This is a genomic window from Kitasatospora sp. NPDC086791, assembly GCF_040685975.1.
Lineage (GTDB): Bacteria > Actinomycetota > Actinomycetes > Streptomycetales > Streptomycetaceae > Kitasatospora.
The window spans coordinates 54,424-67,071 of the sequence record NZ_JBFBOC010000034.1 but is presented as its reverse complement, the minus strand read 5'-3'; the positions used below and the strand labels follow the sequence as shown (position 1 = coordinate 67,071).

Here is a 12,648-nt window from a genome sequence, read left to right as displayed (position 1 = left end):
CCAGGCCGAACTCCTCGCCACCGCCGACGAATCGCTGGTCAAGCTCACCCGCCTGGTCGACAACCTGCTCGACATGAGCCGCCTCCAGGCCGGCGCGCTCACCCTCCACGTGGCGCCCACCGCTCTGGAGGACGTCCTGATGCGCGCCGTGGACTCGCTGCCCGATCCGTACGCGCCGGTCCAGCCGCTGGACCTCGACACGGCCCCGCCGGTCCTCGCCGACCCGCCGCTGCTGGAACGGGTGCTGGCCAACGTCATCACCAACGCGCTGCGGTACAACGCTCCCGGCGCGCCCGTCCTGGTCACCGGCAGCCACCACGCCGACCAGGTCGAGATCCGGGTGATCGACCGCGGCCCCGGCATCGCCCCCCAGGACCGCGACCGGGTCTTCCTGCCCTTCCAACGCCTCGGCGACACCGACAACACCACCGGCGTCGGCCTCGGCCTCGCCCTCTCCCGCGGCCTCGCCGAGGCCATGGGCGGCAGCCTGGAGGTCGAGGACACCCCCGGCGGCGGCACCACCATGCTGCTCACCCTGCAGGCAGTCCCGCAGACGCGGATCGAGGAACCCGGCATCGCAAGGCTGGAGAGGAGCGCGGAGCGGTGAGCCACATCCTCGTCGTCGACGACGAACCGGCGCTGCTGCGCACCCTGCGGATCAACCTCCAGGCCCGGCACTACTCGGTGCTCACCGCGGCCACCGGCCAGCAGGCGCTGGACTCGGCGGGCCAGGCGCCGCCCGACGCCGTGCTGCTCGACCTCGGCCTGCCGGACTTCGATGGGGTGGACGTGATCGAGGGCATCCGCTCCACGCTGGCCGTGCCGATCATCGTGCTGACCGGGCGGGCCGATATCGCGGACAAGCTCCGCGCATTCGACGCGGGCGCGGACGACTACGTGACCAAGCCGTTCGTGATGGACGAACTGCTGGCCCGGCTCCGCGCCGTCCTGCGCCGACCCGCCGAACCCGAGCCCTTGCCGCAGACGCGGATCGGGCCGAACGCCGTTGACCTGGTCGCGGGCACGATCACCGGCCCGGACGGTCCGATCCGGCTGACCCCGACCGAGTGGAAGATCCTCGCACTGCTGCTGGCCGACCCCGGTCGGCTGGTGCCCGGGCAGCGGATCCTGACCGAGGTCTGGGGCCCGGACGCGGCGAACCACAGCAACTACCTGAGGGTCTTCTTCTCCAGCATGCGGCGCAAGCTCGAACCCGACCCGGCCCGGCCGCGCCACCTGATCACGGAGCCCGGGATCGGCTACCGCTTCCGGCCCTGAACCAGCCGTACCCGGGACGGCCGGATCCGGCGGTCGCCTCGCTTCCCGCCTGCTGGTACGGGGTTCCTTTGCGTGCCAATGGCCTTGCCGGGAGGGAAGTTCGAAGGAATTCGCGCTTTCTTGATCCCGCTCGCACGGATCCCGTAAGGATCACGGACGGAATCCCGGACCTGCGACGGATCCGCCTAGCAGCAGCGGACGATCACCCACGGAGAGCCACTGGCCCCGCACGCACCGTGCCATGGCGGAGCACCCGGACGGATTGTGCGCCAATGCCTCGTCAAGATGACCGTCGGCCGCGTCAAGGAGTCGTCAGGGCAGGCGGACGGGTGTTCGGCCGCACCTAGTGTGAGCTGCGAGGAAACGGTTCGCTGCCCGGGCGTGGGGCCTGGCGGCGGACCGTTTGCCGAATCCCGACTCCCGGCGGGTTCCTCCGGGGAAGGTTCGGCGGCCAGTGAAAAACAGGGGAGGGGGCGCGCGGCGATGCCAACGGGAACGTCGGGCGGTACGGCTGTCATGGGGAAAACAGTCGCGTCGGAGACGGCGCGACAGGAGACAGCCGTACCACTCCCCGCGCCGCGCGCCCCCCGCCACCTGTTCGGCAGCTCCTGGCGCAGCCGGGCCTGGTGGACCACCCCGCGCCTGGTGCGCGCTCTCACCGGGCTCTGCCTGGCCGCACTGCTCGTCGCCGCAACGGTGATCGCCGCCGTCCTGGGTGGGGCCCGGGACGGTACGGACGTGATCGGCCACCAGGCCGCCCCGCAGGTGGTGCGCTCGGCGGACCTGTACTTCGCGCTCAACGACATGGACGCCCAGGCCGCGAACCTGCTGCTGTTCGGCGCGGACCCGGACTACGCGGCGCTGCGCAGGGAGACCCTGGACACCTACGAACAGCGGCGCACCCAGGCCGACACCGACCTGCAGCGCGTCGCGGAGGCGGTCACAGGCGATGCGGCCGGGCAGCGGGCCGTGCAGACCGTCATCGGTGAACTCGGCCGGTACGAGGCCCTGGTGGCCCGCGCCCAGCTGCTGGAGGAGCAGGCCCGCGCCCAGGCCGGCCGCCCCTCGGCGGACGCCCTCGCGGCCTACCGGCAGGCGACCGACCTGCTGCGCCAGCAGCTGCTACCGGCGGTCGACGAGGTGACCAAGGCCAACGCGGCCGTCGTGGAGGGCAACTACACCGACCAGCGCGCCGCCCTGGCCGGCGGCTGGTGGTGGATCCTGTTCACCGGCCTGACCACGCTGATCGTGCTCGGGCTGCTGCAGCGGGTGCTGGCGGTGCGCTTCCGGCGGCTGGTCAACGTGCCGCTGGCCGCGGCGAGTCTGCTCACCGTCGTCGGTCTGGTCGCCGCGCTGTCGCTGGCCTCGCGTGCGGACGACCAGCTGGTGGTCGCCAAGAGCGACTCCTTCGACTCGGTGATCGCCCTCAGCCGGGCCCGCGCGGTCGCGTACGACCTCAACGCCGACGAGAGCCGCTACCTGACCGACCCGGCCCGGGCGGCCGCCTACGAGCAGAGCTTCCTCGACAAGACCCAGTCCTTCGCCCGGGTCGACGGTGCCACCCTCGCCTCGTACGACGACCGGCTGGCCGCACTGGCCGACAAACACCGGGCCGACCATGGCCAGGTGGGCTTCGGCGGGTACCTCGGCGACGAACTGCGCAACATCACCTTCACCGGTGAACAGGACGCTGCGGAGCGGGTGCTCGCTGCCTTCCAGCAGTACCAGCGCGACGACCGGAAGATCCGCGAGCTGAACGCCCAGGGCAAGCTCAAGGAGGCCGTCACCTACAACACCGGCCTCAACCCCGGTCAGTCCAACGCCGACTTCGGCGTGCTCAGCGCCGCCCTCGACGACAACCAGGCGATCAACCAGCGAGCCTTCGAGGCTGCGGTCGCCACGACCGACGACGACCTCGCCGCCACCGCCGCCGCCCTCGGCGCGGCGGCCCTGGCGGCGGCGCTCGCCCTGACCGCGTCGGGAGTGCGGCCGCGCCTGCGCGAGTTCGCCTGAACGGGAGGGGAGACCAGGGGGGGCCGGAACGCCTCAGGTCTCGTCCGGCAGTGGTAGCAAGAACTCGTAGCCGTGTTCCGACCGGCCCTGGAGGAAGACGAGCCTCACGGTGAGCCGGCCAGCCTCGGCGGCGACCGCGGGCTGCCCGGAGATCGTGCCCTGCGTCCGTAGTCCGTCGGTGCTCAGGCCGTGGGCGCCGCCGTAGTCGGTGTACTGGTTGCCGAGGTCGTCGGTGGCTTCCAGCCAGAGAAACAGTGGCGGTTGAGCGTGGGATAGGGGAGGCACGTCGTCCGGGAGGGGCGGGGTGACGGAGTACGTCACGGTGAACACCTCCGCCGTCCGGGTGAGGGAATCGACCGTCAATTCGTACTGCCTGTCCAGGACCTCGATCCGCTGCTGCCGAGACTCCGTTGCTCGGCCGGAGGTTGGTCCTGCGGTGCGCGCTCGGCGTGTCGGAACACCCAGCTCGGCGCTCCGTCGGGCCCGCGCTCGATCACCTGCCAGGGCCCCACAGACCGCGCCACCTCGGCGGCCTGCTCGGCCCCGACTGCCGGATACTTCGCCTTCAGCAGGTCGAACAGCACGGTGTTGCTCGGTGCCGCCGCCAGTTCGGCGCGCAGCTCCGCGAGTTGCTGCTCCACGGGCACACCCTCGCGCTGCCGGCGGAGCCTGCGGACCGTGATCAGCCGGTAGAGCCACCACAGGCTGCCGAGGCCCACCAGGCCGAGCAGGACCATTCGCACGTCCAGCAGGAACCGCATCACGCCGAACCTCCTCTCCCCGCCGGCCGAGCACCGGCGGCTTCTCGCCGCCGGCTGAACACCGTCGTCAGCCGAACGCCTGCCGGACCCGCTCCTCCAGGCCGGTCGGCGGCTCGGCCGCCGGTGCCGGCGCGGCGGGGCGGTGCCGCTTCGGCCGGACGCGGCGCGAGCAGTGACAGGTTCCGCAGGGCGGTGCCCACCGCCGCCGCCCAGTGGTCCCAGTGCTGCCGGTGTTCGGTGCCGAGCGTCACCAGCACCAGGTGCTGCCCGGCCGGAGCGTCGACGCCGCCGGGCTCTCAGCTGCCATTCCGCCCTGACGCGTTCCATGCGGGTGGTTCGGAACCTTGACGTGGCTTTGACGGCGGTGTCGTGCGCGCGAGACCAACAGTTGTCCGAAACGTTTCCCGTGGACCGGTTTGCGGCGGTGGCGGAAGCCCGTGGTCAGCCGTCGCCCGCCGGAGGCCGACGGCGGTGCAGGAGACGGCCGTGGGCGGCTTCGGAGTGGGTGACGACGTAGACGTCGATGTCGTCGCCGGAACCCTCGATGATGGCCTCCCCGGTGCCGCGACCGAAGAGGTTCTTGAGGCGGCTACGGCGGGTGGCGCCGATGACGATCTGGGTGGCGTTGACCTCCCGCGCGAAGCCGAGCACGGCCTCGGCGGGATCGTCGCCCGCCACCGTGTGCCAGCTCCCGCCGAGGCTCTCCACCAGGGCGCGCTGGCGGGCCAGCAGGAGCGGCGACGCACCGGTGAGCCCGTCGTCGCGCGCGACGTGGACCGCCAGGAACTCTCCGCCGGCCCCGCGGGAGGCGGTGCGCTTGGCCCGCCGGATCAGGGTCTCGCCCTCGGGCCCGCCGGACAACGCGACCAGGACCCGCTCCCGGGTGCTCCACGGCTGCTGGATCCCGTGGTCGTGGCGGTAGCGCAGAAGCGCCTCCTCGACCCGGTCGGCCGCCCAGAGCAGCGCGATCTCCCGCAGCGCGGTCAGGTTGCCGGCACGGAAGAAGTTCGCGAGTGCCGCGTCGATCCTCTCCGGCGGATAGATGTTGCCGTGCGCCATCCGTCTGCGCAGGGCCTCGGCGGACATGTCGACCAGCTCGATCTGGTCGGCCCGGCGGACCACGTCGTCGGGGACGGTCTCGCGCTGCCGGATGCCGGTGATCTGCTCCACCACGTCGTTCAGCGACTCCAGGTGCTGGATGTTGACGGTGGAGATGACGTCGATCCCGGCCTCCAGCAGTTCCTCGACGTCCTGCCAACGCTTGCCGTTGCGGCAGCCGGGGACGTTGGTGTGCGCCAACTCGTCGACCAGGGCCACCTGGGGACGGCGGGCCAGCACCGCGTCCAGGTCCATCTCGGTGAAGGCGCAACCCCGGTACGACATCGTCCGGCGGGGTACGGTCTCCAGCCCCTCGGCGATCCGGCGCGTCAGCGGTCGGCCGTAGTCCTCCACGAACGCGATCACCACGTCCGTGCCCCGCGAGGCACGGCGCTGCCCCTCCGCGAGCATGTCGTACGTCTTGCCGACCCCGGGAGCGGCCCCGAGGTAGACCCGCAACCGGCCGCGAGGCATCACCGCCGTCCTTCCCGGCCGCCCGGTGGAACCCGGCACGGCTCGGACGCCGCCGCAGGTGAGCCCCACGGCTGACCACCTTCGTCTCCATGGTCGTCCTCACACGTACGGAGCCGCACCGGGAGAACGGCTGCGGCGCTCGCGCCCTATGTGCGCCGACCGTGCTCCCGGCGACGTGGGAATATGCCCTGACGCTCGCTCCCCGCTAATATCCCGATAAGATGACCATAGGTGTGCCGGGAAGCCTGGTCGGCTCGGGGGACGACTGCGGCGATCGGGCGGCGGTGACCCCGCTCGTCGTGATGAGGTCTTACCCGCCGATGCGCGTTGTCGGGATCGTTCTCGTCCTGGTGGTTCTGGCCACGACCGTGGCCACCTTCGCCCGGCGCCTGCGGGTGCCCGCGCCCTCGTTGCTGGTCCTGGCCGGTGTCGGGGTTGCGCTGATACCCGGTGTCCCCGCGCTGCACGTACCGCCGCAGATCATCGGCATGGTGGTCCTGCCGCCGCTGCTATACGCCTCGGCAGAGGAGCTGTCGCTGCGGGACCTGCGGACGGTGTGGCGGCCGGTGACGATCCTCTCCTTCGGCCTGGTCTTCGCCTCCGCCGCCGCTGTCGGCTTCACGGCCGTCGCCGTCGCCGGACTGCCGCCCGCGATGGCCTTCGTCCTCGGTGCCGTGCTGGCCAGCACCGACCCGGTGGCGGTCACCGCGCTCGGCCGCCGCCTGGCACTGCCCGGGCGGGTCCAGGTCCTGGTGCAGGCTGAGAGCCTGTTCAACGACGCCACCTCGCTCGTCCTGTTCAAGGTCGCCGTCGGCATCGCGGTGGCCGTCGGCGCCTCGGTGAGCCTGCCCGAGGCGGGCGGGGAGTTCCTGCTGCTCGGCGGGGGCGGAAGCCTGGTCGGCGCCGCCGTCGCGGGCCTGGTATGGCTGGTGCGTCGCCGCACCACCGACCCGGTGCTGGAGACCGTGATCGCCCTGGTCACCCCGTACGCCGCCTATGTGCTGGCCGAATCCGTGCACACCTCCGGCGTCACCTCGGTCGTGGTCGCCGGGGTTCTGCTCGGCCGCTCCGGCCACCGCCTCACCGACGCCCACATCCGCCTCCAGCTGCACGCCGTGTACGCGGTGGTGGTGTTCCTGCTGGAGAGCGTCGTCTTCTCCATCGTCGGCCTGGAACTGCCGACGCTGGTCCGGGACCTTCCTGCCGGCACCGGGCTCTGGCCGCTGCAGGCACTCGCGCTGGCCGCCGTGCTGATCGCGGTACGGGTGCTGTCCACGCTGCCGCTGACCCGCGCGATCAAGCCCACCCAGGGCCGCGGACGACTGTCCTGGCGGGTCGCCGGGGTGGTCACCTGGGCCGGCACCCGCGGCGTCATGCCGCTGGCCGCCGCCCTGTCCATCCCGCTGCTCGCCGACGACGGCACCAAGCTCACCGGACGACCGCTGGTCCTGGTGCTCACCACCGCCGTCGTCGTCTTCACCCTGGTCGTCCAGGGCCTGACCCTCGCCGCCGTGGTCAACCGCTCCGGACTCGCCCTCGAACCCGAGCACACCGCCCGCGAGGAGGACGACGCCCGCGACGCCCTCAACCGCGCCGCCCTCGACCACGTCGACCACCTCACCGAGCTGGAGGCCATGCCCGACACCGCCCTCGAGCGGGTACGGCGCGGCCTCACCGCACGCCTCGACCGCACCCCCGAAGCCCCCGACGGAAGCACCGCCGACGCCGCCTACCGGCAGCTGCGCCACGAGGTCATCGCCGTCCAGAGCACCGAGCTGCACCGTCTCTACGACGAACACCGCATCAGCGACACCACCCGCCGCCGCCTCCAGCACGACCTCGACCGCGAGGAGGCCGCCCTCGGCACCCCGTGACCCGTCGGCCTTCCGCAGGGGAGGTCAGCGGCGTCGTCGAGGTGGGAACATCGAGGTGAGCGTTGCGCACATGGCCGCCCCGAAGAGGAGCCCACTCCACGGCGCCGCACCGGCAGGGCGGTGCGTCACCATCCCGCAGACGAAGAGGCTGATCCCACCGCACACGAGGAAGAGAGCGAAGGCGCGAAGTGCCGACCGCCACCTGTGGCGGCCCATCTCTGAGGTCACGGAAGGGATTATCCACATGAGGCGGCAGGTGTCGGAGCCGGGCCCTGCCGGAGGGCGCCGTGCGTTCATCGCCGGACATCGGCAGTGCGTCAGCCGTCCGACCGGTAGCGGTGGATGAGGGCGACGGCCATGGCGCCCTCGCCGACGCCCGAGGCCACGCGCTTGATCGAGTGGGCACGCACGTCTCCGGCCGCGAACACGCCCGGGACGCTGGTCTCCAGGAGGTAGGGATCGCGCGCCAGCGTCCAGGAAGCCGGCCGTTCGCCGGAGCCCATCAGGTCGGACCCGGTGAGGACGAACCCGTGCTCGTCGCAGTCCACGAAGCCGTCCAGCCAACCGGTGCGGGGACGCCCGCCGATGAAGGTGAAGACGAACCCGGCCGTCTCCTCGGTCCGCAGGCCGGTGGCGTCGTCCAGGAGCGCGATCCGCTCCAGCCGTTCCTCCCCGTCCAGGGCGAGGACGCGGGTGTTGAGGCGCACCTCGATGTTCGGGGTCCGGCGGATCTCGTCGACGAGGTACCGGGACATCCCGGTCTCCAACGCGTCGCCCCGCACCAGCACGGTGACCCTGGCGGCGTACCGGGAGAAGTGGATCGCGGCCTGTCCGGCAGAGTTGGCGCCGCCGATGACGTGGACGTGGTGGGAGACGCAGGAACTGCTCTCGGCGGTGGCGGCCCCGTAGTACAGGCCCGCACCCTCGAACCGCTCCGCGCCCGGCACCCCCAGGCGGTTGTAGGAGATCCCGGTGGCCACCAGCACGGTCCCGGCGCTGATCTCGGAACCGTCGGCCAGCGTCAGGATCCGGGCGGGGTCGGCCCGTCGCAATCCGACGACGTCCACCGGGTGGAGCAGTTCCGCGCCGAACCGGGCGGCCTGGCTGACCGCGCGCCGGGCGAGGTCGCCGCCCGACAAGCCTGCGGGGAAGCCCAGGTAGTTCTCGATCAGGCTCGACGTACCGGCCTGTCCGCCGGGCGATTCCGCGTCCAGCAGCAGGGTGGACAGGCCTTCCGAGGCCGCGTACACGCCGGCGGCGAGCCCGGCCGGGCCGGCGCCGACGATGACCGTGTCGTAGTGCGGCCGGGAGGCGGTGGTGACCAGGCCGAGGCGGTCGGCGAGCTCGGCGGTGCCCGGGGCGGAGAGCGCGGCTCCCCCGGGGAACACCACCAGCGGCAGCTGCACCTGTGGGCGTTCGGCCAGTAGCCGCCGGGCCTCCGGGTTGTTCTCCGCGTTCAGGAAGCGGAAGGGCGTGCCGTTGCGGGTCAGGAAGTCCCGGACCGAGTGTGTTCCGGCGGAGACGGGGTGCCCGACGACACGGATGCCCCGATAGGCGGGGCGGCACGAGGCGACCCAGTCGGAGAGCAGGTCGTCCAGCACGGGGAACAGCCGCTCGGCGGGCGGGTCCCAGGGCTTCATCAGGTAGTAGTCGAGCCGCACCTTGTTGATGGCGGTGATCGCGGCGTCGGTCTCGGCGAACGCGGTGAGCAGTACCCGTTTGGCGTCCGGGAAGCGGCTCACGGCCTCCAGGAGGAAGTCGACGCCGGTCATGTCCGGCATCCGGTGGTCGACCAGGAAGAGCGCCGGGTCCTGGGAGCGTGCGTCCAGGGTGTCCAGGACGCTCAGCGCCTCGGCGGCGGAAGCGGCGCCCAGTACGCGGTAGTCGTCGGCGTACGCGGAGCGCAGGTCGCGGCGGACGGCGCGGAGCACCTGGGGATCGTCGTCGACCGCGAGGATCACCGGCTTCCGGGCCGCGTCGGTCGCGGCGGCGGTCATCCGGCGGACTCCAGGAGGAGCCGGTCCGGGAAGCACCAGACCCAGCTCTCGCCCGGTTCGTGGGAGGCGATCAGGGGGTGGCCGGTCGCCTCGTAGTGGCGGCTCGCGTGCTTGCTGGTCGAGGAGTCGCAGCAGCCGACGTGGCCGCACGTCAGGCACCGGCGCAGGTGCACCCAGACGGCGCCGGCCTCCGTGCACTGCCGGCAGGCGGCCGGTTCGGTGGAGTCGGCTGGGACGGCGGGCTCGTCGGCGATCGCGTCGAGGTGGGAGCAGGTGGGCATCGGGGGTCCTTTGCGGTGAGTGGCCCTCGGGGCGCGGGGAGCCGTGGAGCTCCCCGCGCCCCGGGCGGTCGCCGGGTGCGTCAGGCGAGCGTCTCGGCGAAGTGCCGGGCGGCGAGGGCTGCGGCCTCGTCGACGGTGGATTCCCGGTCGTAGAAGTCGAACTGGTTGCCCTCGGTCCAGACGAGGGTCTTCGGGCCGCCCAGGTCGGCGTGGAACTTCTCCGCGCCCTGCGGGATGGCCGCGTCATGGCTGGTGACGATCAGTGTCGGCGCTGTGATCCGTGCTGCCGCCGGGTGCGGGTCGAAGGTGAGCCAGTGCGGCCAGGACATCACCGCGAACCGGTTGTCCCAGGTCGGCACGGCGCCGCGCTGCGCGTCCAGGTAGTAGTCGAAGGGGCCGAACATGGCGGCCGAGGGGTCCGTGGTGCTCACGGCGGGGACGTAGTCCACCGGCTCGCCCAGCTCGTACCGGGACCGTGCGGCGAGCCCGAGGTCCATCTTCTGCCGGACCCCCTCCGCGCCGCCGTAAACGTCGCGGACCAGCGCGGCGTCGTGCAGCCACGGCGCGACCAGCGCCAGGCTCCGCACGCGCGGGTCGTTCGCGGTGTTGACGGCGGTGTACCCGGCCCCGGCGCAGATCCCCAGGGCGCCGATCCGGTGCGGATCGACATCGGTGCGCCGGCCGAGGAAGGTGACGGCGCTGTGGACGTCCCGGATCTTGCGGGCCGGAGACTCCACCTGGCGGGGCCGACCGCCGGACTCGCCGTATCCGGCCGGGTCGAAGGTCAGCGCGTGGAAGCCGGCCTCGGCCATCCGCCGGGCGTACGCGGCGGCCATCTGCTCCTTGACGGTCGTCCAGGAGCCGAGGACCACGACCGCCGGGCCCCGGCCCCGGTTGGCGGAGCGGTACAGGGTGCCGACGAGTTGGACGTCGTCGCTGTCGAAGGCGACGTGCTCGGTGTGGACGACATCGGTCATACCGCGGCCCCCTTGATGGCGCGCAGGATCTGCGACGGGTCGGTGAAGGACTTCCAGCGCACGATCTTCCCGTCCCGGACGGTGAGCCACTGGACGAACTCGATCTCGAACGCCATCCCGGTCTTCCTGACGGTGGACCGCTCCTGGAGCACGCCCATCGCCTGCTCGCCGTCGACGACCAGCTCGACCAGCTCCTCCTTCCCGAGCTCGACCACGCCGGCGAAGACGCCGAGGCTGTCCTTGACGGCGGCTTTGCCGCGCAGGGTGCCGATCCACGGCATCGCGTCGTTCCAGCCGGGCACCGGCGTGTAGTTGATCCACTCGACGTCGTCCGCCAGGTGGTCCAGCGCCCGCGCGAAGTCGCCGCTGGTGAGCGCGTCGAACCAGCCGGTGGCGATCTCCCGTGTCGTACTCATCGCTTCGTCCTCTCCAGGATCTGCCGGTTGCCCTCGGCCCACACGGCGGTCATCGTCAACCCGTCGATCCGCCACCCCGCCGCCGTGCGGCGGAGCGTGAACCGGTAGTGCCCGCCCAGCGTCCACAGCGGGTCGCCGAGAGCGTTGGGGAGTAGGTGCGTGGCCTGGAAGTCGGCCGTGGCGAGGGCGGTGTCGCCCTCGGTCCGCACCAGGTGGTTGGTCAGCAGGTGCTGCGTGGCGGTCAGGCCGGAGAGCAGGTCGCGCCAGGCGGCGATCAGGTCCTGCGCCGCCAGCTCGGTCGGCTCGCCGCCGTCGAGGCTGCTGTAGTCGACCAGGACCTCGTCCGCGAAGACGTCCGTCCGCAGCCGGTCCCACTCGCGCTTGTCGGTGTGCCAGCACATCCGGGTGCACGTGTCGACGACGTCGAGGCGGTCGCGGAGTTCGGAGCCGGTCATGCGCCGGCCTCGCGGCCCAGGACCCAGTGCTCCTCCACCAGGAGGGTGTGGACGTACCGGGGCTCGGCGATGCGGGCGAGGTCGGCGAGCAGTGTCCGGTACTCGGGGGTGCTGCGGGCGGTCTCGTACGCCCGCACGTCGTCGAACCAGAGCTGGTACGCGGCGTCCAGGACCGCCTCGCCCACCCCGTAGAAGGTGTCGCGGGTGTGGTTCTGGATGTACCGGCGCAGGCCCGGGACCTTCTCGGCGAGCGGAGCGTGCCGGGTGAGGCTGTCGGTCCGGAAGTCGGCGAGCGGCAGTCCCTCGCGGCGCTTGACCAGGATCATCACCTTGACCGCCGGCGCCTCGCCGCCGCCGGGCACGACCACGTGCGCGTCGGTGTCCAGGACGACCGTGCGCCAGAAAGCCGCCCAGCGGGGCTCGTCGAGACGGGCACCCTCCAGGAACTCCGGGCTCTGCAACGAGGCGAGCTGCTCCTCCTCGTTCTCCAGCCAGATCTCGGCGACGCCGCTCCACAGCGGGGCCTCCTCGTCGCCGGGCCTGGGGAGGCGGGTGTCGACGCAGTACCGCTTGATCTGCGGGATCTTCGCGGCGTACCGGACCGCGTGCTCCTCGACCCAGTAGCGCTGGAACTCCCGCTCGGACATCCCGGGCTTCGGGTGGGCCAGGATGATCTGATGGATCACGTCTCCTCCTTCGGACAGGTGTCGGGCCGTCAGACCCGGTAGCGCTTTGTGACGTCCTCCGCGAAGCCGAGGTAGTCGCGCAGCGGCCAGACCTCCTCGAACTCCAGGTACTCGCGCATCGGCAGCCGGCCCAGCGCGGTGCGGTCGAGCTCCTCGGCGTCGGGGGAGTCGATGATCGCGATCACCCGCTTCTGCGCCGCGACCTTCCAGATGCCGACGCAGAAGCCGGAGTCGATGGTGTCGACGGCGTGCTCGGCCTCCTCCTGCTCGACCTCCCACAGTTCGTCGAGCGAGATCCGGCCCTCGTGCTTCCACTTCATCTGGACGTAGAACAGCAT

General features: G+C 71.9%; 14 protein-coding genes. 4 read left to right on the top strand and 10 right to left on the bottom strand.

Annotation, left to right across the window (positions count from 1 at the left end; genetic code table 11):
* The 3 genes from AB0Q99_RS29590 to AB0Q99_RS29580 form a co-directional block, all read left to right on the top strand.
* Positions 1-607 (top strand): ATP-binding protein (locus AB0Q99_RS29590; protein WP_363576640.1); only part of this gene is annotated, 607 nt, incomplete at its 5' end.
* The gene (locus AB0Q99_RS29585) at positions 604-1,278 is read left to right on the top strand and encodes a response regulator (RefSeq protein ID WP_363576639.1); all 675 of its coding nucleotides are present in this window, start codon (positions 604-606) and stop codon (positions 1,276-1,278) included. The genes AB0Q99_RS29590 and AB0Q99_RS29585, both read left to right, overlap by 4 nt.
* 516 nt (positions 1,279-1,794) lie before the next feature.
* Complete coding sequence (locus AB0Q99_RS29580; RefSeq protein WP_363576638.1) at positions 1,795-3,291, top strand: hypothetical protein; 1,497 nt, start codon at positions 1,795-1,797, stop codon at positions 3,289-3,291.
* 33 nt (positions 3,292-3,324) lie between these two features.
* Here the strand turns inward: AB0Q99_RS29580 and AB0Q99_RS29575 are convergent, their stop codons facing one another.
* The 3 genes from AB0Q99_RS29575 to AB0Q99_RS29565 form a co-directional block, all read right to left on the bottom strand.
* Positions 3,325-3,612 carry a hypothetical protein gene (locus AB0Q99_RS29575; protein WP_363576637.1) on the bottom strand — a complete coding sequence of 96 codons (288 nt, stop codon included), beginning with the start codon at positions 3,610-3,612 and terminating at the stop codon, positions 3,325-3,327.
* Between the two features lie 38 nt (positions 3,613-3,650).
* Complete coding sequence (locus AB0Q99_RS29570) at positions 3,651-4,055, bottom strand: hypothetical protein (protein WP_363576636.1); 405 nt, start codon at positions 4,053-4,055, stop codon at positions 3,651-3,653.
* 438 nt (positions 4,056-4,493) lie between these two features.
* The gene (locus AB0Q99_RS29565; RefSeq protein ID WP_363576635.1) at positions 4,494-5,624 is read right to left on the bottom strand and encodes a universal stress protein; all 1,131 of its coding nucleotides are present in this window, start codon (positions 5,622-5,624) and stop codon (positions 4,494-4,496) included.
* Between the two features lie 320 nt (positions 5,625-5,944).
* On the opposite strand from AB0Q99_RS29565, the gene AB0Q99_RS29560 reads away from it, so the two are divergent.
* Positions 5,945-7,498 (top strand): Na+/H+ antiporter, encoded by a 1,554-nt coding sequence (locus tag AB0Q99_RS29560; protein WP_363576643.1) that lies wholly within the window; start codon positions 5,945-5,947, stop codon positions 7,496-7,498.
* Between the two features lie 317 nt (positions 7,499-7,815).
* On the opposite strand, the gene AB0Q99_RS29555 is transcribed toward AB0Q99_RS29560, so the two are convergent.
* From AB0Q99_RS29555 to AB0Q99_RS29525, 7 genes are all read right to left on the bottom strand, one after another.
* On the bottom strand, positions 7,816-9,495 hold the full coding sequence (locus AB0Q99_RS29555) for an FAD-dependent oxidoreductase (protein ID WP_363576634.1): 1,680 nt from the start codon (positions 9,493-9,495) through the stop codon (positions 7,816-7,818).
* Positions 9,492-9,776 (bottom strand): UBP-type zinc finger domain-containing protein, encoded by a 285-nt coding sequence (locus AB0Q99_RS29550; RefSeq protein ID WP_363576633.1) that lies wholly within the window; start codon positions 9,774-9,776, stop codon positions 9,492-9,494. Before AB0Q99_RS29550 ends, AB0Q99_RS29555 begins: the two co-directional genes overlap by 4 nt.
* Positions 9,777-9,856: 80 nt before the next feature.
* Positions 9,857-10,753, bottom strand: coding sequence for an alpha/beta hydrolase (locus AB0Q99_RS29545; protein ID WP_363576632.1), 897 nt, complete (start codon positions 10,751-10,753; stop codon positions 9,857-9,859).
* Positions 10,750-11,169 (bottom strand): nuclear transport factor 2 family protein, encoded by a 420-nt coding sequence (locus tag AB0Q99_RS29540; RefSeq protein WP_363576631.1) that lies wholly within the window; start codon positions 11,167-11,169, stop codon positions 10,750-10,752. The genes AB0Q99_RS29545 and AB0Q99_RS29540 overlap by 4 nt, the downstream gene beginning before the upstream one ends.
* Positions 11,166-11,624: a nuclear transport factor 2 family protein gene (locus AB0Q99_RS29535; protein ID WP_363576630.1), complete on the bottom strand. Its 459-nt coding sequence runs from the start codon at positions 11,622-11,624 to the stop codon at positions 11,166-11,168. The genes AB0Q99_RS29540 and AB0Q99_RS29535 overlap by 4 nt, the downstream gene beginning before the upstream one ends.
* Positions 11,621-12,310: an EthD family reductase gene (locus AB0Q99_RS29530; RefSeq protein WP_363576629.1), complete on the bottom strand. Its 690-nt coding sequence runs from the start codon at positions 12,308-12,310 to the stop codon at positions 11,621-11,623. The genes AB0Q99_RS29535 and AB0Q99_RS29530 overlap by 4 nt, the downstream gene beginning before the upstream one ends.
* 29 nt (positions 12,311-12,339) lie before the next feature.
* Positions 12,340-12,648: a muconolactone Delta-isomerase family protein gene (locus tag AB0Q99_RS29525; protein WP_363576628.1), complete on the bottom strand. Its 309-nt coding sequence runs from the start codon at positions 12,646-12,648 to the stop codon at positions 12,340-12,342.